Here is a 20,851-nt window from a genome sequence, read left to right on the forward strand (position 1 = left end):
GGTTACTTGCTGTTTATGTGAATAATTACCTCTTTTAATTTTGGTAATTCTATTCTGATTATATTTTCTATGATTGCTTTATTAACACCTTCATAGTCATGTGCAATAAAATTTCTGACATCATATGTACCTTTGATAGGCAATTTATCTGCATACGATTCATTTCTTAAACTGTTAAGTGTTTCACCAATTTGAAGTAATGACATGAGAGTTGCATCGTATCCCATTGTATCATTCAATAACTCTTCGATATTTTTATATCTTGTTTTAAACGATTCAATGTCCTCAATTTTTTCTAATATAAAATTTAATTTTTCAAATGCACTAGACATAAATAACATCTTTTAACGCAAATTTTTTAAATGTTTTAGAATTATTATCGACAGTAGCTATATCTACATTAAGGTTTAAAGATTTTTGCAAAGATTCTTTTATTTCAGATAATCGAGAAAAAGCCTCAAAACCAGCATATTTTTGAGTAAAAATAGGTTCAATATCATATAATAAATCAATATCACTCTCTTTTGTTTGAGTGTTTGTAGCATAAGAACCAAATACCCCAATGATTTTAAAACCATCCAGTAAAAGTTTTTGTTTCTCAATTTTGATTTTATTTAATAATTCTTTTTCCATTTTTTGACCTTTTTAATTAATAATTATAACACAAATTTATTTGGTACAATTATAAAAAATTATTTTTAAGGATTAAAAGTGAGTACTATAACTGAAGATTATTATTTATGTGAAGGAATTTACTTAAAGGCGAAAGAACTAATTGATGATGAAAATCCTGATAAACCATTATATATTACAAATATAAATGACAAAATAACTATTTTTGAAAAGGAAGTTAAAGAATGGATTATTCATCCAATGTGGACACTTTTAAGAGATGACTTAATTATAGATGAAAATAACAAGTCTCTTGATTTTAAATATAAACCTTTTAAAAATGCTATTTTTGTTCTATTTGGAATTTTTTCTTATTTAGAAAAAATGGAAAGATACCGTGAAAGAATAAAAAAATCTGAGAAAATAGATGAATCAACAGAAATTTTATGTAAAGGAATAGAAAGAGTTTTTTCTAGCTTAAAAGGCATTAATATAAGAGACATTATAAGAGAAACAAGAAATCAAATGATGCACACAGGCATGATTGGAGATGGAGTCTTACTAAATTATACTTATGAAAAAGAAATTGAATATATTCCCCAAACTAAAGAAATAAAAATTAATCCTTTTAAAATATTAAAAACTATAGAAAAAGATTTTAATGATTATATTCAAGAATTAAAAAACAAAAATATTAGTCTTGTAGAAAATTTTAAAAAAGTATTTAATAGTTACTATAATGATGAAATAAATCATCTAAAACCTTAAAAGAACTAGTTGTATGTAGATTCAAGGCGCAAAGAGTTTTTTTTGATTGAGCGTACTAAAGTACGTGATTGAGAAAAAAACTATTTGCAACGCCGAAGATGCGTGCAAATAGTTCTTTTATTTTTATAAAGCTTTTGCTGTGATTCTGTTAAGTCTTTGTGCAAACGCTACTGCGTCAGTAATTTCCATACCTTCACTGATTTTCGCTTGGTCTAAAAGTACCCAAGAAACATCTTCTATCATTTTATCATCGGCACAACCATTGAGTTTTGTTACAATAGCATGGTCTGGATTGATTTCTAAAATCGGTGCTGCTTCTGGCATTTCTTGACCCATTGCTCGCATCATTTGAGCCATTTGAGCCATTTGTTCGTTCCCCTCTTTAACCACACAAGAAGGCGATTCAGAGAGTCTGTTTGTCACTCTAACATCCGTAACGGCTTCGCCTAAAATCTCTTTGATTTTTTTCGTAATATCTTGGAATTTTTCTTCAACTTCTTTTTTTGCTTCTTCTGTTTGTTCAACTTTTGGAGCTTCACATAATGCCACATCTTTAAATGGCCACTCTTTATATGCACCAAATGTTGGTGTGATAATTTCATCGATTTCTTTGTCGTCTAAGATTAATACTTCGATGTCATTTTTCTTATAACTCTCAATCAATGGAGAGTTTCTTAAGATTTTTTCATTTTCACCTGTGATATAAAAAATTGCTTTTTGTTCACTGTTGGCTCTCTCTTTATAGGCTTCTAATGAAGTAATTCCATCTACTTTTGTCGATTTGTATCGTACCAGTTCAAGTAAAGCTTCTTTGTTGGTGAAGTCTTGGTAAATTCCCTCTTTGATTGGTCGGTTATATTCTGCAATAAACTCTTTGTATTTCTCTTCATCTTTAGAGAGTTTTTTAATTTCACTTAAGATTTTTTTCACTGAACTTTGTTTGATATTCGCTAAAATTCTGTTCTCTTGTAAAATCTCTCTTGATACATTTAATGGCAGATCTTCAGAATCAATAATTCCTCTTACAAATCGAAGATACGTAGGTAAGAGTTCTTTTTCATCGTCTGTGATAAATACTCTTTTAACATAAAGTTTAACACCCGGTTGATAATCGGCTCGGTACATATCCATTGGAGCTTTTTTAGGAATATAAAACAAGGTTGTATACTCATTGACACCCTCAACTCTTGTGTGTACTGTCATCATTGGATTCGTTGAATCGTGAGAGATTGATTTATAAAAATCGTTATACTCTTCTTTTTTTATTTTGGCTTTTGGTTGCATCCAAAGTGCTGTGGCTTCATTGATTTTTTCGTGTTTTTTTTCTGTGGTTTTTTTCGCTTCTTTTCCTGCTTTTTTATCCTCTTCGCTTAACTCTTCTGTTACCTCTTCTGAGTAGTTTAAGAAAATTGGGTAAGCAATATGGTTAGAGTATTTCCCAACAATATTTTTGATTCGGTATTTGCTTGCGAATTCACTTGCTTCTTCATCTTTAAGTTTGATGTAAATAACCGTACCGTTTGACTCTTTAGTTGCAGGGGCTAAATCAAACTCACCTGTACCTGTGCTTGACCATTTATAAGCTGTCTCTTCTCCTGCTTTTTTTGAAATCACATCAACACTTGATGCTACCATAAACACAGAGTAAAAACCAACTCCAAATTGCCCGATTAAGTTGCTGTCTTTTTTTGCATCACCCGTTAAGTTTTCAACAAATGATTTTGTACCCGATTTTGCAATAGTACCAATAGAAGCAATTAAATCTTCTTCGTTCATTCCAATACCATTGTCTGAAATGGTCAATGATTTGTCTGCTTCATCAAATGAAACATTGATTTCACCACTCCAAGAAGCGAACTTCTCTTTTAAGTTTTCATCGGTAAGTTTTAAGTAGTTTAATTTATCCAAAGCATCACTTGCATTTGAAACAAGCTCTCTTATGAAAATCTCTTTATTTGAGTATAAAGAGTGTGTCATTAAATGTAAAAGTTGTCCAACTTCTGTTTGAAATTGATGTTTTGCCATGAATTTCTCCTATATTTATTAAATTTTGTAGTAAAATTTTACCACAACTTTATAAAAGGAAGCTAAAGTTTTGAAATAAATTAGCACTTTTATACCTTTAGTGCCAATTTAAGAAATAAACATTAAATATTTGATAGAATACTACTACAAATAAAGGATACATATGACTCAAGAACAATTTTTAGACGATGTGAGTTTAATCTATGACTATTTAGATGAACAAAAAACATCAATTAACCAATATATCACCTATTTAGAAAATAAAGAGTACGACAAATTAGAACGGATAAACCAATTCGCTTCAAAACTGGGATTAAGTGATATTGACGACAATATACGACTTGCCCTTATTACACGTTTGGTCAATTTAAGAGATGACTCTTTGGTGCAAGTTTTAAAGAAACTGGGAAAAAATGAAAAAGAGGTGATTGAACTTCAAGAAAAAGCGTATGGATTTGTTAAAGAGTTTTGGCAAGAAAAACACAAAAATACCGTTGAAAATTTTATCATATGGAAAAATCTTTTAACGCCATTTTACCAAGCCATTTTCAAAGGGGTTTATGAAGTTGGCTTAAAAATGAGCCAATGGCAAAGTTCTTGGACGGCACACATTATTAACAATATCAACAAAGAGTTGCTTGAAAAATTTGAAGGCAATGAAGCCAAAGTGTTTGAATACTTAGAAGAGAATAAACTCTTTGACCTAGGACACAACGACCAAACAGCAGACAGAAGTTACTCAGCACTTGTCAAACAAAACGATGGTACGTATGAGAGTGAAGCCTATATTCGTGCGTTTAAAAAAGAGACCACAGAAGTGATTAATGCACTTGAAATTTTTGCAGACAGTTTGATTGAACTCGAAGATGAAGTTTATCATCAAAAATGGGATTACATTCTGTATATTCAAACACTCATTAAAGCCTTTGCCGAAACCAACCGTAATAAACTTGTAGCACAATGGGCCGATGTGGACAGAGCGTGGATGAAAATTCAAACACCAATTCAAATTGGACACCCGCTTGAGTATTATGAAGACCATTTCAGAAAAGCTGTTGCCTTAGAGTGGGATATTCGTCTTTCAAATCCAAAGTTTGAGAAAAATGCGCAAAGAGTGGTCAAAATGAAAAATATGTTTGCCACGATTTTTCACAGTTTTCATATTGACCAAAACCATAAAAAACACGAAGCCATCTTTGATTTTTCTATGAAAAGTTTGGACAAAGTGCAACTTTATATTGGGCGACCTGCACTCTTCTTTGGAGCAGAATTCAATGGGCTTTTTTCAGCACAAGTTGTACCTAATGATGAGATAGTATCACGAGATGAAGGGAAAAAAATCTTTGCATTCTCTGATGAGATTTTACAAACGACAAGAGCCAAACCCTTCTTAAAACTCTCAAGAGAGATTTTTGGACAAGCATTTTTAACACAAGACAGAAACTTCTTATTCAAAGAAGACAAAGCATGGCACGATGTTTATGACATCACCACCATTGGGCATGAATACGGGCACATTTTATGGTGCGACGATGAAACCGAATCTGTCATGAACAAAACGGGCAATTTTAAAAACATTGAAGAGTTTAAAGCCACTACAGGAGGATTGGTTTCATTTTTTATTGGCAATGCCCAAAGTGAACTCTCACATCAAGTCTTTATGGACACCATCAAACGAGCCGTTGGACTCATTGGTTGGATGGAAGTCGATGAAGTACAACCTTACTATTGCGAAGGGCTTATTCACTTAACGGGACTGTTTGAAACAAAAGTATTAACCTGGGACAATGAGAAACTCACCATCGATTTAAGTGACGATGCCTTTGTGGCACTCAAACAGTGGTATATAAAAACCTATCAAGATTTGGCACTGCATTATTTAGAGAAAAAAGATGCAACAGAGTTTTTAAACAAATATGCTACCAAAGAAGGAAAATATTTCTTACCTGTAAATAAAACAATAAAAGCATTTGTACAACACTACTTTGAAAGATACAAAGCCATTGGGCAAGAGTTGGATACCGAAGATAAAAAGAGTAACTACACTATTTAATATCCTGTGGAATTTCCACAGGATTGTTTTATATTAATGCCACGAGCATTTGATTGACCGTAATGGTAATTTCTTGTAAGTTTTTTGTCTCTTTTGCCATGAATTCATTGATTTGAATTTTAATGGTATTGAACAAATCTTCTTCATTACTGATGTAGTTATCAAACGCCACATCAGCAGATTCATTGACCCTTTTAAATGTCAAAATTTGCTCCGTATAATGCACCACAATAAATTCAATAAATTTTAGCACTTGTGTTTTAAGAAGTGCTTCACTGCTGTCATTGATTTTTATATCATTGAGTAAATTAATCATTTCAAGAATTTTAAACTCATGTACCAAAGAATAAAAAATCACCACAACATCTCGGAATGAATGCAGCGTTTTCTCTTTAATCATTATAGCCGCAACAGCAAAATTGAGGTAGTCTATGACACCAAAAAAGAGATTAAAGTGCTCTTTTTCAGGAAGAATATCAATATAACTGTTGTGGTTAATTTCATCAAGTATTTTAAACAGTTCATCTTTGTGCCCAATAATATGTGCCGCTTCGATTTGATGATCTTTTAAATATTTGACCATCCATTTGGTTGTAAAGTTTAAAGTGTGCTCTAATTCATCCAACAATCGGTATTGCTCCTCAATTGGAAGGAAATAGTCGCTTCTGTAAAGGTCAAATCGAATTAATCTTGAACCAAAAAGGGCATTGACAGTAAGGTATGATTTAATTTTTAAAATAAATTTGTCAAATCCGAGAGTATCATAATCACTGACAAACGTTACCCCTTGTGAATTGATGATAATATCTGCGATTTTTGTGGCAATAATCTCTTTTTTAAGTGGATGTGAACTGATTTCGTGTTCGTAAGCCCCCACAAATGATTTTGGAAAATATTTATAAAGATATTGCATGGTAAAAACATCGTCCAAAAAGGTTGATTTTAGCAATATGGCTTTCATAAATATTTTTGAGTAAGAGAGCAATGAACATAAAATCGGTCGCACAATAGAGTTTTTTTGATTGATGATTTCATGTATATTTTCATTTTTAGGAATATAAAAATCGACTCGGTTAAACGAAACAATATTCTCTTCAAGCACAGATATGGTAGCAATAAAATCGTCCAAATATTTTCGACTTAAAACCTCATCTCTGGATATGGTTAAAGCTTGTTCGTAGTTATTCCAAAGCACTAAATTGACCACTTGTTCGGTTAAGCCCTCAAGTATTTGTTGGTTTTCGCTGCGACAAATAATGCCTTTGTTTTCAATGCTGTTAAGCAATATTTTTAAATTAACTTCATGGTCTGAGGTATTGACACCTGCGGCGTTATCAATGCCATCAATATTGATTTTCCCACCTTTTAATGCATACTCAATTCTGGCTTTTTGTGTAAATCCTAAGTTCCCACCTTCACATACTATTCTGGCCTTTAAATCCGTAGCATCTACACGCACAGCTTCATTTTGTTTGTCGCCTAAATCTAAGTTACTCTCTTCACTGCTTTTAACATATGTTCCAACACCTCCATTAAAAAGCAGATCCACCTTCATGGTTAAAAGTTTTCGACACAACTCTTCCCCACTCATGCTCTTTTTCGTCGTACCAATGAGTTTTTTAATCTCATCTGAGAGTTCAATATCTTTGGTTGATCGTAAAAATATTCCACCCCCTTTTGAAATAGTTGAAGTATCATACGCGCTCCAACTTCCATTGGCAGAAGTGAACAACCTTTTTCTCTCTTCAAAACTCTTTTCAATATCAGGATTGGGATCTATAAAAATCTCTTTGTGACCAATAGCAGCAACAAGTTTTAGCATTTTTGATTCAATGAGCCCATTTCCAAAAACATCACCATTCATAGAACCAATTCCTACAACAGTAACGGGGTCTTTGTAAATATCAATCCCCTCTTCTATGAAAAATCGTTTGGTCGACATCAATGCACCTCGTGCAGTAATACCCAAATCTTTATGTCCAAAACCATTTGAACCCCCACTGGCAAATGCATCCCCCAACCAATACTCACGCTCAATGGCAATGGCATTGGCCACATCACTCATGGAAGCGGTTCCTTTATCAGCAGCAACAACAAAATAGGTATCATCGTCATCGTAAGCGACCACTCTTTTGTCTTTTATGACTTCACCCTCTTTTACATTATCCACCATATCTAAAAGGTTATTGATAAACTCTGTATAGACTTCTGTAAAAAACTCTTTGGTGATTTCAGCATTGTCTCTTTTAATAACAAATCCACCTTTTGCTCCACTTGGAATAATGATTGAGTTTTTCCCCTCTTGTGTAATCATAAGAGATTTAATCTCTTGTCGGTAATCATCATGTCTGTCCGACCATCGTAAACCACCACGACTGATGTTGGTCATTCGTAAATGGATTCCAAAAAAATTTTGGTGATAGACAAATGTTTCAATATTGGGTTGAAGCCCTTTTAAATTTTCTGCAAATTGTTTGGTGTTGATTTTAAAAGCAATGGCATCTTTGTTGAAATAGTAATTTGTTCGTAACATTGCTTTGAGGCAAGCATACGTGAGTTTCAGAATTTTGTCATCTAAAATATTGGGCACTTTTTTGATGTGCTCTTCAATTTTTTGTTCTAAATCAGCTAAAGACTTCTCTCGTTTGGTCAATTTTGGATTAAACTTTGTAGAAAAATATTGTACAAACAGATTTGATATTTCGTCGTATGAAGTAATGGTATTGATAATGGCTTCACTGTTTAATGAAATGACAGCTTGATCAATGTACTCAATAATAGCTGTCAATAAAAGAACACTTCTCATAGACAAATTTTGATTATACACCAGAGAAAAAAGTTTGGTTCGTTTAATATAACAATATTTTAAAGAGTGAGAAACCACATATTCAATGTTCTCTTTCGCCGACTCAATTTTGTCATTCTTTTCAAGATTGAGATTAAACCGACTGATAAAGATGGATTCGTTGTTGTAGTAAACGTTGTATGTAACCTCATCAATAATTTCAAATCCGAAGTTATGAAGTACAGGCGTAATAGAAGAGAGATACAACTCATTTTTAGAATAAATTTTTATGGAAGAGTTTTTACCTTTATAAACAATATCAGTAACAACATCCTCTTTTTCTAACTTTTCATGCAAATTTTCTGGGATTTTTAAATCGTCTTGTGTCAATAACTGTGAACACACTGAATTCAGTTCTGTAGTTTCCATTGTAATCCTTTAGCGTTTAGTAAAATCTTGCTAAAGTTATTATACTATGTCAAACATAAATTCGCATGAATGGTTTCAATTTGATTGCATTATCGTTTAACTGCTGTAATACCTGGGTTTTCTGGTGTTCCTACATAGTCATCAAAATCGTTGTAATACTTCAAAGCAAAAAAGATTACTCCTATGAGTAAACCTGAAGCAATCACAAGAAAAATAACTCTTCTTTTTTTCTTAGGTGTTTCATAATAGTCATCAATTTTTTCCAAACTCAATTCGCTTGAATCATATTTTTTCATTATCTTATCTCCCAATTTTTTCCTAACTATAATCCAATAAAATTTAACAAGCAAGATTAAAAAAAATTATATAAAAAAATTAAGAAAAGAAAATTTTACGCCATAACCACTTCAAAAATAGCATCCAATAACACAGCCAAATCATTGGGTTGAAGTTCTATGTCCAAACCTCTTTTCCCGCCACTCACATAGATGGTTTCAAACTCCAATGCGCTTTTATCAATCACAGTTCGTAATCGCTTTTTTTGTCCTAATGGAGAGATACCTCCTAAAAGGTATCCTGTAACTTTTTGAGCTTCATCTTTGTTTGCCATGACCGCTTTTTTAGCCCCGAAAACATTAGAAATATTTTTTAAGCCAAGTTGATTTGAGACAGGTATAACCGCTACAGCCAACTCTTTTGGGGAGAGTTCTACCAATAAGGTTTTAAAGACTTGTCGTTCGTCTAAGTTGAGTTTAGTTGCAGCTTCTGCACCATAGTTTGTGCAAGCAACATCGTGATCATATTTGTGAATGGTAAATTCAATTTTATTTTTTTTCAGTAATCTGATTGCTGGGGTCATTTGAGTTGGAACTCCTTTTTGATTCTCTCTTGTCCATTAATAATAAGGGCAATATAGTGTTTGCCTAAATAGTGTTTTCGTGTGGTCATGTTTTTAAAACTCTGTTTTTTCGTAAACTTTTTGTGTTGTGATTTTATATCATTTTGGCTTATCATAAAGACTTTTTTATTGTGCGTATTGTTTGATTTTAAATAAAAAATTGCATACTCCAATCGTATATTGCCTAAAACTTCATTGGAGACTAACTCAAAAGAGAAATTCAAAGAGTCATTGACCTTAACGCTTTCATCGCACGTAAAATTCTCTATGTTTACATGGTGTGATTGATCAAAACTAAACAAATTTAAAATGGCCACCTCACCTCTTTTAAGCAAAGTACGTGAAGCATGTTTGCATATCCAATCCAGAGTATTAGAAACGCCAAGATTCTTCTTCACAAAAGCTATTAATAGTTCAGGATTATCTTTTGAGATGTCGTTTAAGTTATTTGCCACACTCTTTTGAACATATTTGCTCTGATCGTTTTTCAGTAACTCAATGATTTCCAACACGCGAGTCGGGTCTTTTTTAAACGAAGGCAATGCCACCGCCCAAGGGAGTCTGGGACGACACCCCTCCGAGGCTAAACGACGTAAATGTTCATTTGAACTCCTAGCCCAACGTTGCATTTGCTGCATGGTTGTATCTTCATACTTCAATATAAACTGCCGAACAGCAAACTCACTGCTGGAGTCTTGGGTAAACACTTCCAACGCTCTCATAGAGTTTTCAAAATCATCTAAGCCAAAAACCTCCACAAAGTCTTGAAAAAACATCGCTTCAAAGGAGAAAAAATAAGCCGAAACGGGTTTGAGTATTTCAAGTTGTTCTTTATATGGCAAAGGGATACAAGCATTGAGTTGTACAGCAATATGACGCATACGCGCTTTAAGTTCTAAGATTTCCCAAGTGGTATCAAAGATGGCATTGATAAAGGCTTCTTCATCAAAGTTTTTGTAGTTTTGTTTTATTTTATTTGCTAGGTTTATTATATACGCTTTCGTATATACGTTTTTTAATTGTTCTGCCATTTGTATGTTCCAAAGTTTTTATTCTATTTTATAATAAGTTTTTAGAAAGGATGGTTTTTATTTCATTATGTAAAATATATTTTAATTTCTTAAAGAAACTGATAAGTGTACTTTTATCTTAAATTCAGCACCTAATAGATTATAAGATTCAAATACCTAAAAACTTCTAACATGATTACATAACAAAAGTTTAAAATATTAGTTATCAAACATTTAATTTTTAATTGAATTTGCATAAAAGAAAGGATTAAATCCACTTTTGTTACCAGTAACTAAACTTTCATACTTATCAGGATTTATAGATAAACTTTCTGCAGACTTATCATCAAACATAATAATTTGCATCATATCCTTTGGTAAGTTTTTATAAAAAGTTTTAAAAATTTCACCTATCGCTTTTCCGTTTTCAATGTCAAAGGGTTTTGAAATATGATCTAAAACTAAAAAAGGAATAATTGGATATGATTTTTCACTAATAAGTAGTCTAATAAAACCCAAATATCCACACAGCTGTATTAAAGTATGCCTTGCATTACTTCCTATATAATAATTCTCGCTCTCAATCACTTCATCTTTTTCATAAATAATTGTAGGCTGTAAAATATTACCTTTTTTGTTATATTTGATACTAACATTTAAACTTTCATCTCTTGAAACAACCTCCGATTCATCCTTAGCTGATAAATATAAAGAAGTAATAAAGTTAGAAAGTGCATCTATTTTATCTTTATTATCTTTATTTTTTAGTAACAATAAGTTTTCTCTTAACTCTTTTATTTTATTCTTTTTATTTTCAATATCTTTAGTCTTATCTATAATATTTTTATCTAAATTTTCTTCTATTAATGCAATTATAAATGATTTTTTATCTAAACTGTAAGCTGAAAATCTAGAATCATTTGTTTTGATTTCTTCTTTTAGTTTATTTTTTTCTTCTTTTAATTTCTTAATTGTTCCATCTTTAATATAATATTTATTAAAAGATATATTAGTATTAATATCTTTCAAAATATTTTGTATTGGAGTAATTAAGTAATCATATTCTTTCTGATTAGATATTAAACTATTTAATTTTTCTATTAACATTAATTTATTTTCATTTTCAATTTGAAACTGTCTAGTATCTTTTATTCTATTCTCATAAACTCGCACTTGTTCTGACAAACTATGGTAAATTGATTCAAGTTCTGCAATAGTTCTACTCTTTTTAGTCTTTTTAGTTTCATCTAAGTTTTTCAATTCAATTAGATACTCTAAAACTTCATCTGCATTTTTACCATTGTATGATATTTTAGCATCTAACTTTCTCAAGTTTGAATTTATATTTCGTTCATTCAATTTATATGTGTATGTTAATTCTTCTAAATTCGACAATTCATCTTTTAATTTTTTAATTTCTGATTCCAACAAAAAAATCTTTTCAAGATTTTCATTAAATAAAAAATTTAAAATTGTAGTAAGCTTCATAGAGTACCTAAAATCACTACATTTATCAAAAAAATCTTGTATATTACCTAACGACTTCTCTCCTAAGAAATTAAATAACGTAAATGTTCTATATGTCAAATCTTCTTCTGTAAAGTCTCGTAAAACTTTTAATTTATTCTCATCCAACATAAAAATTAAGTTTAATTTTTCTTTATATTCATTTAAACTAATTTCTTTACCCCAATTTTTTTCACTATATTTTATATAATTTAAATTTGAATGCATTGTTCTTTTAAGTGTAAAACTTCTATCTCTATAAAAAAACTTTAATTCTGCAAAATCTAAATTATCTAGACAACTTTCTTTTCCTATTTCATTTGAAGACCCAAACATATAATCAAGGAAGTTATAAAAAATAGTTTTTCCAGTATCATTTTTTCCTTGAAAATAATTAATTCCACTATTAAATTCATAAATAAATTCTTCATTATTAATACTTACTAGTTTAAGTACTTCAATTTTAAACATAATACAATACTTCCTTCATAAATTGTTCATCAGAATAATGATTACTTTCTTTTATTGCTTTATATAATAAATCATTATTACTTTTATATATAACTTCAAAATCTTTTATTCTTAAAACACCATTATTAATATACTCAATCTTGTTACTTTTTACTAAAATATCAATTGATTTAAATAAAAAATCTAAATCTTTTACAAAGTTTGAAAACTCTCCAGATAATTGTGATAGGAACTTTAACATCACATCATTTTTATTATTACTATTATAAATTTTTGATGAAACTTCTTGCTTCTTTATTAAAAATGAAAAAACTATTGTTTTAAATATACTTAATTTACCATGTTCTTTTAATAAGTTTTCAATAATATGAGTATAAAAGCTAATTATGATAACATCACGTTCAAATGAATTATTCACTTTCATCATCCTTCCAAGATATTATTAACTCTATATCTGTATTATCCTTTGTTAAATAAATACATGAGCCAGATTTAATATATTCATTATAACTATAAGTATTACCTTTTTCTTTAGTTCTATTTAATCTATTTAATGGGGTATCTTTATTTTCACTTTTTAAATATTCTTTTACATCACAAAAATTATCATAAGTTCTAGACTCTAAATCTTCTATTGATTCTAAACTATTATCTAACAACAAATCATATTTATAGGATTGATAATATTGTTTATATAATAAATGTTTTTCAATACGCTTCTGACTTATTTTACAATGAGTTAATTGAATATATTCTCTTGATTTACAAATATCACTATCACTTAAATCTATAAACTCTCTCTTTGAAAATGATGAAAAAGATTCAGGTTTATATTCATCTTTACTTATTTGAGTCGAAATTCTTTCTATCAAAACCATAAAGTCTTTTTGATTACAAATATAAGGTTTTTTATTAAATACAGATTCCATAACATTTGAAGTTATATTTTTCATTAGTTCTTTTACTCTTAAATTATATTTTATTTCAGATATTCCACCTTTATGAAAATAATTTTCAAGTTTTAAAAAAATTTCATTGTCAATATTTTCAATTGAAATAAACTCATATTTACTTTTTATCAACATATATTTTTTTTTAAAACTTTCAAAATTAGTAAATTGATTCTTTACCAAAGTAATTAATGCATTTACTTTTGAATCTGATTTTATAACTTCATCATAAAGTTTTTCTACAGTAATATCAAAAAGTATATTTTTATTATCATACTCAGCATCAGTAATTAATATATATTTATCAATACTTTCTCTTCCCTCTAGTAATAACCAATTAAATATTACTTTTTTTAAATTACTATTTACTAGTTTAGTCCGCTTTACTTGTATTGCTTGGGAACCTTTATCGTCTCGTTGAATAGTATTAAAATATTCTGATTTATTATCAAGAAAATCTTCAGATACAGATTCTTTACTTTCAACAACATCTTCAAATGTTTCAAACTCTACTTGTCTATTCAGGTCTAAAGCAGTAATATATAAAATTAACACTTTAATTTGAAAAGCAAAACCTGATAAACTTATTAAACCACTATCATTATTGTGAGTAGACATATTTTTTATACCATTCTTTAATAACATTACACTAGAATATCACTAAAAAGTTTATTTTATTCTTAAAAAAGACTTAAGATTATTATTTTATACGGCTAAATTTATTTATAAACTCAAAAATTTAATTATTTTATTTTTTTCAAGTTTTTTGCTTGCACTCTCTTTGAGAAAACCACCAACGATTAAATGTTCGGCTTAACGCACGAAGTTTGCCTTGTGCATTTAGCACAAGTTTTCCCCTGCTTCGAAGTTGGAAAAGAGGGATTTTGTATTTTGATTGTTGGTATTCAGAATTTTTTCTTTATTCAATTTACACAAGATAGTTTGAATACTAGGGATATTACCACATCTGCAGACGCCGGAGTATTTTGAATTATTTATGGTAACAAGTGAGGACTGTTTGAACGTTAAGAAATGACCTAAACGGTCATTTTAGTGAGTTCCGCAACGCAATAAATAATTTAAAATACGGAGGGTAGCTTTGCCGTCGAAGCCCGTGGTGAGTTTTCTTTGCTAACTTTCTTTACGGATAAAGAAAGTGGAAGCGGAAAGCTTTGCTTTTCAAGAGACGTCTAGTAAAAATTTGACTTTATAGCCACAGCTTGGTGATTTGGAAATAAATTAAATTTTAAAAAACCTAAACCAATTTACTAATCAAATCATTAGTATCCAACCTCATCTTAGAAAAAGCAAACCACTTTTTCCCAAGGTCTTTTAAACTTGCTCCTAAATGATAAACTTCTTTTTTATCCATTATCAAAAACCTATCATGAGAGTTCTTAAAAGTTTTCAGTGTAATATTATTGTACTGTTTTGAATATTTCTCTAAATCGAGTTTGAGTTGCTTTGTAATCGTATTGGTATATATCGTTACTTTTGTAGTTGGAACTTTTGAAAAAAGCGTTAGCGTAGTATCATCAATATAATTGTCTATAAGTACAATCTCTGCTTTTGCACTTCTTAACAAATCAGATACAAAACTATAAGCATCATAAATTTGTCCATCATAAAATATGCCTTGTTTGATTTTCAAACTATTATCTTCTAGTTTTGATGAGATATAATCTATTTTATTTTTTAAAAGATTTACATCTTTTTCTAAGGATACAAATCTTTCATTTGTGATTTTATCCCCATTGATTACATATCCATTTTGAATATAACTTTTTAGAATTGAAGTTGCCCATTGACGAAATTTAACACCCTTTTGAGATTTTACACGATAACCAATAGAAATTATTACATCTAAATTATAATATTCCATATTATAAGTTTTACCATCTAATGCAGTTGTCGCAAAATTTGCGACAACTGATATTTTTTCTAACTCTTTTTCATTAAACAGATTATTTATATGTTTACCAATAGTTTTTACATCTCTTCCAAAAAGTTCAGAAAGTTGATTTCTATTTAGCCAAACCGTCTCTGCGTTTACTGAAACCTTTAACTCCAACTCTCCGTCATTATAAACCACAACATTTGAAAAATCACACATAAAACCCACCTTTTGAAAAGTTATTCACAAAGAATATCAAATATATTCAAGAGGATTAAAAAATCTTACAGATTGTCATATTTTTGTTTTATTCTAATCATATATTGAGTTTTCCTTTCATTATGATTTTCAAATTAACATTACTATTTCCATATTTATTCTATAATTCAAAATTAAATCAATACACTCTATTAGGAAAACAGATGTCTTATAGAACTTTAGAAGAAGAAATCAAAGTATTAGAATTAGGATTGCCACCACAAGAAGGGGATGGTTTTATTGGGGGAAGACTTGACCCACAAGAGGCGAGTTTGGTTTTAGTTCCTGTTCCTTGGGAAGCCACGGTTTCTTTTGGGCAAGGCACAGCAAATGCGCCTGATGCTATGAGAATTACCAGTCACCAATTAGATGTGGAAACTTTTCATTATATCAAACCTTATGTGGCAGGTATTGCCATGCTTGACACGGATAAAAGTTTACATAAACTCAGCCATAAAGCCAGAAAGAAAGCGTTAAAAGTGATAGAAGCACTTGAAAAAGGTAAAGAAAATAAAAAAGCTCTAAAATTTGTCAATGAAGCTTCGGTTACTTTAAACACTTCTGTATATGAAAAATCCATTGAACAAATAAAAAAAGGGAAGTTGGTCGCCGTTGTTGGTGGGGATCACTCTTGCCCTCTTGGACTTATTAAAGCATTAAACGATACCCAAGCTGAACCTTTTGGAATCTTACATGTGGATGCTCACCATGACTTAAGAGAGGCGTATGAAGGGTTTACGTACTCTCATGCCTCTATTTTTTATAATGCCATGAATGAGTGTAATCAAGTTTCCAACTTAGTTCAATTTGGTATCAGAGATTACAGCAGTGAAGAAGCCAACAGAATGAAAGAGTTTGAAAAAAGAGGTGCTTGTTTATACGATACTGACATGCAAGCACAATTGGCATGTGGAAAATCTTTAGAAGAGGTTTACCAACCTTATATTGACCAACTTCCACATAATGTTTATCTCTCTATTGATATTGATGGATTAGAACCACTGAACTGTCCTAATACAGGAACACCCGTTCCAAGTGGTTTAAGATATGCAGAATTAGAGCACTTAATATTTTTGGTTGTAAAATCTGGAAGAAAAATCATAGGTTTTGACCTTTGCGAAGTGGGAGAGAGTGAAGATGGGTGGGATGCCAATGTTGGCTCACGAGTTTTGTACCAACTTTGTGGAGCAATATTAGCAAGTCAAGGAAAAATTGAATATAAATAATCGAAAAGTAAGTCAAAATGACTTACTTTTCATCCCTTTGTAATTGGGTTTGATATAACTTTATTATCTCATCTTTTTGTAATTCTCGTTTTAATCTGTCCGATTCTACTTTGATAATTTCTCCAAATTTTATGGCTTCCTCTTTGCTCATTTGTACGCCTAAAAACTCACTTATAATAAAACTTGCCCCTCCTTTTCCTGATTGAGAATTGACACGTATAACTTTTTCATAACCTCTTTTTACATCTTTTGGGTCAATGGGCAAATAAGGAACATTCCACTCTTGTGAGTTTTGGCTTCTGTAAAAATCCATTCCTTTTTTGATGGCATCTTGATGCCCTCCAGAAAAAGCTGTAAATATCATATCTCCTACAAAAGGATGTCTTGGATGTACTTTTAAATTTGTTTTTTCTTCATACATGGCTTTGACTTCATCAATAATTGATACATCAAGTTTTGCATCAATCCCTTGTGAATAGATATTAAAAGCAAAATTTACTAAGTCTAAGTTTCCTGCTCTCTCACCATTTCCAAATAATGTTCCCTCAACTTTCTGAGCGCCTGCAAGTACTGCTAACTCTGCACTTGCCACAGAAGTTCCTCTGTCGTTGTGAGGATGCACGCTGATGATTAAAGCTTCACGATGGTGTAAATGTTCACACATCCACTCTATTCTATCCGCATACACATTTGGCGTGCACGCTTCTAGGGTATTGGGTAAATTTATTATCATCTTATTTTCAACTGTTGGTTTGACGGCATGGATAACTTCATTGCAAATTTTTACTGCAAACTCTAAATCCGTTTGAGAAAAACTCTCAGGGGAGTATTGATAAGTTACATTTCCTTTGAAATCTTTTGTTAATTCAACTAAATAGTTCATGGATTCAACTGCCATTGAAATGATCTCTTCATCACTTTTTTGAAAAACCACTCTTCTTTGAAACTCATTGGTTGGATTGTATAAATGAAAAATGCCATTTTTTACTCCACTCATGGCATCAACACTTTTTTTAATCCACTCTTTTTTTGCTGGAATTAAAACTTGAATTGCCACATCATTGGGCACTAAATCTTCTTGAATTAATTTTCTCGTAAATTGAAAATCCGTATCACTTGCACTGGGATAACTTACCTCTATTTGTTTAAATCCCATTTTTACTAAAGTATGAAAATACTCTAATTTTTGCTCAACGGTTAAAGGGTTTATCAAAGCTTGATTGCCATCTCTTAAATCTACACTGCAATATATTGGTGCTTGTGTAATCTGTTTATTGGGCCACGTACGTGACATATTTTTGACAACAGGATATTGTCGATATTTTTTAAAACTCATTGTTTTCTCCATTATGAAATGATAAATAAAATTAAAATGACGCTTTAACGTCATTAAACTAAAATGCGAAATGTAAAAAGGGGTGTGGAATATTAGAGGTTAAGAAGGAGCAGTGTAAGAGCCGTTGTGTTTGATGATACGTGGTTTATATGGGTATACATTGTGTCTCCTTTTAATGTGTTGTTTCGTATTGTAATAGAAAAAGAAAAAGAAATCTTGTACAAAATGAACATTTTAAGGAAAAATATTTTTTTGATACTCTTTTGGTGTGATTTGAAAGACTCTTTTAAAACTTCTGTTCAGATGACTTTGGTCAAAAAAACCACTGTTTTGTGCAACTTCAATAATTGGCATATTTGAAGATAATAACTCTTTTGCATAATGGACTTTTTTATTTAAAATGTATGAGTGAATCGGAAGTCCAAACTCTTTTTTAAATACTCGAATTAAATGCACAACGCTTAACTCAAATCTCTTTGCTAAATCATCTAAGATAAACTCTTCTGAAAAATTTTCATCTAAATATTTTTTGATGTTTGTTGCCAAAACAGATTCTGTTTGTTCATGGGTTTGTTTTTGTTCAAAAGAGAAAAAAGTTAAACAAAAAGAGTAAAACATCTCCTCTTTTTCAATTAAAGATACTTTTTTATCTAACAAGCAATCACACAATTTTATAAAACTTTGATAGATATTTTTTTGTTTGATTATCTCATAAAATGAAGTGAAACTGAGATTAATATCTTTTAAATACTCTTTTTTTACATACAAAACATACCCATCTTTTGATATTTTATTTTTAGTGGCGCAGTGAGGAATACCACTATTTATAATGGCAATTTCATTGGGTATGAGTTCAGAAGTAGTCTCATTAAATATCAAATTCAATGAACCTTTTTTTAAGGCGGTAACAGTTAATTCTTCATGAATATGCATCTTTGTACATTCAGGAATATTTTCCACATAACGCAACTCAAAGCCAAGTTTTCCATGTTTGAAAATATCTGATTTCATGTTTACTCTAAAAAGAGAGTTGAACTCTCTTTTTATTTTACGCGAACGCAGGCTCTAAGATAGGGATGATTTGTTTTTTTCTGCTTAAACAACCATCAATCCAAACTTTACCATCGACCAGTTTGCAATTAAAGGCTTTTTCAAACACAGACGCATCTTGTGAAGCAACGAGTACTTCACTCCCCTCTTTGATAATATCGGTCAATAAAAGTGCTGTTGTGTGAAGATTGTTTTCTGCTCTTAAAGCTTCTAAATCTTTTTGTAACGCATCTTTGATGTCATCAAAAATTGCCAAATCAACCACTTCTAACTGCCCTACACCTACATGTGTTCCGTGCATGTCAAAAGGTTTGTAATCTCTTAAAATCAAATTTCTGGCACTCACACCTTCCACTTGAGATTTGACTTTAAACATCTCCATTCCTAATGCTCCAAAATCTTCAATACCACAAATAACCGATAACTCTCTTACGGCTTTAATATCCGTGTCGGTACATGTTGGTGATTTGAAAATAACCGTATCACTTAAAATAGCACACATCATAATGCCTGCAATCTCTTTTGGAATTTCAACTTTATGGAAATCGAACATCTCTTTTACAATGGTATTGGTACATCCAACAGGTCGAATCCAACACTCTAATGGTGTAGACGTTGTAAGATCACCCAATTTGTGGTGATCTACAATCCCAACAATGGTTGCTTCTGCCCAATCTTTTGGTGCTTGTGCAATATCTGAATAATCGGTGATAAAAAGTTCACAACCTGCAAATTCTGTTTTTAATTCAGGGGCTTCAAATCCAAATTTATTCAATATAAATTGTGTTTCAGGATTAAGTTCACCTTGTCTAGCTGGTATTGCTTCACGTCCTATTTTATTTAAAAGATACGCCAGTGAAATCGCAGAACAAACTGAATCTGAATCGGGCGTGGTATGTCCACATGTATAAATTGCCATAAAATATCCTATAATTTTTTGCCAATTCTATCAAAAATTTCGTTATGATAGTTTTAAATTGCGTAATTAAACAATTAATGTTATACTTTATCACACACAAAGGAGCGATTATGATACATGAAAATTTACAAAAAGAGCTCATTGAACAGCTCAATAAAGAGTTTCATTCGGCGTATATCTATTTGGGCATGAGTGCGTATTGTTCTAAAGAGGGATTCAATGGCGCATCGAATTGGTTTTTAATTCAATATCAAGAGGAAGTTGCCCATGGCATGAAGTTGTTTAAGTATCTTGAAGACCAAAGTGTCAGTATCGTACTGCCTGCGATTGCAGAGGTCAATGTCCAATTTGATTCACTTTTGGATGTCTTCCAAAAATCCTTAGCACATGAACAATATATGACTCAAAATTTGAACAATATTTCAGACATTGCCATGAAAGAAAAAGATCATGCCACCTATAATTTACTCCAATGGTACACCACTGAACAAGTTGAAGAAGAAGCCCGAGTCAAAGAGATTATTGATCACATCAAACTCGTTGGTGACAACGGTTACGGATTGTACACCATTGACAAAGAGCTCGCAACGAGAGTTTTTGTTGACCCAACAACTGCTAACGCATAAAACCTTAACAGATATCTTTTAAAGATCTCTGTTAT

General features: G+C 30.9%; 18 protein-coding genes. 4 read left to right on the forward strand and 14 right to left on the reverse strand.

Annotated features, from left to right (window positions below; genetic code table 11):
- Nucleotides 1–2: 2 nt before the first annotated feature.
- Together ACNI3C_RS12450 and ACNI3C_RS12455 are read right to left on the reverse strand one after the other, a co-directional pair.
- A complete protein-coding gene (locus ACNI3C_RS12450; RefSeq protein ID WP_419770130.1) occupies nucleotides 3–332 on the reverse strand; it encodes a HepT-like ribonuclease domain-containing protein in 330 nt (109 codons plus the stop codon).
- Nucleotides 325–633, reverse strand: coding sequence for a nucleotidyltransferase family protein (locus tag ACNI3C_RS12455; RefSeq protein WP_419770131.1), 309 nt, complete (start codon nucleotides 631–633; stop codon nucleotides 325–327). Before ACNI3C_RS12455 ends, ACNI3C_RS12450 begins: the two co-directional genes overlap by 8 nt.
- Nucleotides 634–711: 78 nt before the next feature.
- Between ACNI3C_RS12455 and ACNI3C_RS12460 the strand changes: the two genes are divergently transcribed.
- Entirely contained in the window at nucleotides 712–1,380 is a 669-nt protein-coding gene (locus ACNI3C_RS12460) for a hypothetical protein (protein ID WP_419770132.1), read from the forward strand.
- Between the two features lie 123 nt (nucleotides 1,381–1,503).
- Here ACNI3C_RS12460 and htpG read toward each other — a convergent pair whose 3' ends face one another.
- Nucleotides 1,504–3,405, reverse strand: coding sequence for a molecular chaperone HtpG (htpG, locus tag ACNI3C_RS12465; protein ID WP_419770133.1), 1,902 nt, complete (start codon nucleotides 3,403–3,405; stop codon nucleotides 1,504–1,506).
- A 163-nt stretch (nucleotides 3,406–3,568) separates the two neighbouring features.
- Here htpG and ciaB point away from each other — a divergent pair, with 163 nt between their 5' ends.
- Nucleotides 3,569–5,458, forward strand: coding sequence for an invasion protein CiaB (gene ciaB / locus ACNI3C_RS12470; RefSeq protein ID WP_419770134.1), 1,890 nt, complete (start codon nucleotides 3,569–3,571; stop codon nucleotides 5,456–5,458).
- Between the two features lie 28 nt (nucleotides 5,459–5,486).
- Here the strand turns inward: ciaB and ACNI3C_RS12475 are convergent, their stop codons facing one another.
- From ACNI3C_RS12475 to ACNI3C_RS12510, 8 genes are all read right to left on the reverse strand, one after another.
- A complete protein-coding gene (locus ACNI3C_RS12475; protein WP_419770135.1) occupies nucleotides 5,487–8,672 on the reverse strand; it encodes an NAD-glutamate dehydrogenase domain-containing protein in 3,186 nt (1,061 codons plus the stop codon).
- 89 nt (nucleotides 8,673–8,761) lie between these two features.
- The gene (locus ACNI3C_RS12480) at nucleotides 8,762–8,983 is read right to left on the reverse strand and encodes a hypothetical protein (protein ID WP_419770136.1); all 222 of its coding nucleotides are present in this window, start codon (nucleotides 8,981–8,983) and stop codon (nucleotides 8,762–8,764) included.
- Between the two features lie 80 nt (nucleotides 8,984–9,063).
- Nucleotides 9,064–9,531: a Cys-tRNA(Pro) deacylase gene (gene ybaK / locus ACNI3C_RS12485; protein WP_419770137.1), complete on the reverse strand. Its 468-nt coding sequence runs from the start codon at nucleotides 9,529–9,531 to the stop codon at nucleotides 9,064–9,066.
- Nucleotides 9,528–10,601 (reverse strand): DNA alkylation repair protein, encoded by a 1,074-nt coding sequence (locus ACNI3C_RS12490; RefSeq protein WP_419770138.1) that lies wholly within the window; start codon nucleotides 10,599–10,601, stop codon nucleotides 9,528–9,530. The genes ybaK and ACNI3C_RS12490 overlap by 4 nt, the downstream gene beginning before the upstream one ends.
- A 213-nt stretch (nucleotides 10,602–10,814) precedes the next feature.
- On the reverse strand, nucleotides 10,815–12,557 hold the full coding sequence (locus ACNI3C_RS12495; protein ID WP_419770139.1) for a hypothetical protein: 1,743 nt from the start codon (nucleotides 12,555–12,557) through the stop codon (nucleotides 10,815–10,817).
- A complete protein-coding gene (locus ACNI3C_RS12500) occupies nucleotides 12,550–12,975 on the reverse strand; it encodes a hypothetical protein (RefSeq protein WP_419770140.1) in 426 nt (141 codons plus the stop codon). Before ACNI3C_RS12500 ends, ACNI3C_RS12495 begins: the two co-directional genes overlap by 8 nt.
- The gene (locus ACNI3C_RS12505; RefSeq protein ID WP_419770141.1) at nucleotides 12,968–14,125 is read right to left on the reverse strand and encodes a hypothetical protein; all 1,158 of its coding nucleotides are present in this window, start codon (nucleotides 14,123–14,125) and stop codon (nucleotides 12,968–12,970) included. The genes ACNI3C_RS12500 and ACNI3C_RS12505 overlap by 8 nt, the downstream gene beginning before the upstream one ends.
- Before the next feature lie 637 nt (nucleotides 14,126–14,762).
- Complete coding sequence (locus ACNI3C_RS12510; protein WP_419770142.1) at nucleotides 14,763–15,620, reverse strand: RhuM family protein; 858 nt, start codon at nucleotides 15,618–15,620, stop codon at nucleotides 14,763–14,765.
- A 203-nt stretch (nucleotides 15,621–15,823) separates the two neighbouring features.
- Between ACNI3C_RS12510 and ACNI3C_RS12515 the strand changes: the two genes are divergently transcribed.
- Nucleotides 15,824–16,885 (forward strand): agmatinase family protein, encoded by a 1,062-nt coding sequence (locus tag ACNI3C_RS12515; protein WP_419770143.1) that lies wholly within the window; start codon nucleotides 15,824–15,826, stop codon nucleotides 16,883–16,885.
- Between the two features lie 22 nt (nucleotides 16,886–16,907).
- On the opposite strand, the gene ACNI3C_RS12520 is transcribed toward ACNI3C_RS12515, so the two are convergent.
- The 3 genes from ACNI3C_RS12520 to ACNI3C_RS12530 form a co-directional block, all read right to left on the reverse strand.
- Nucleotides 16,908–18,221, reverse strand: coding sequence for a 2-isopropylmalate synthase (locus ACNI3C_RS12520; RefSeq protein ID WP_419770144.1), 1,314 nt, complete (start codon nucleotides 18,219–18,221; stop codon nucleotides 16,908–16,910).
- A 234-nt stretch (nucleotides 18,222–18,455) separates the two neighbouring features.
- A complete protein-coding gene (locus ACNI3C_RS12525; protein ID WP_419770145.1) occupies nucleotides 18,456–19,232 on the reverse strand; it encodes a helix-turn-helix domain-containing protein in 777 nt (258 codons plus the stop codon).
- A gap of 37 nt (nucleotides 19,233–19,269) precedes the next feature.
- Nucleotides 19,270–20,190 (reverse strand): manganese-dependent inorganic pyrophosphatase, encoded by a 921-nt coding sequence (locus ACNI3C_RS12530; RefSeq protein ID WP_419770146.1) that lies wholly within the window; start codon nucleotides 20,188–20,190, stop codon nucleotides 19,270–19,272.
- A 110-nt stretch (nucleotides 20,191–20,300) separates the two neighbouring features.
- Here ACNI3C_RS12530 and ACNI3C_RS12535 point away from each other — a divergent pair, with 110 nt between their 5' ends.
- Nucleotides 20,301–20,816, forward strand: coding sequence for a ferritin (locus ACNI3C_RS12535; RefSeq protein ID WP_419770147.1), 516 nt, complete (start codon nucleotides 20,301–20,303; stop codon nucleotides 20,814–20,816).
- Nucleotides 20,817–20,851 lie beyond the last annotated feature (35 nt).

This window comes from Marinarcus sediminis (SeqCode), from assembly GCF_048571275.1.
GTDB lineage: Bacteria > Campylobacterota > Campylobacteria > Campylobacterales > Arcobacteraceae > Marinarcus > Marinarcus sediminis.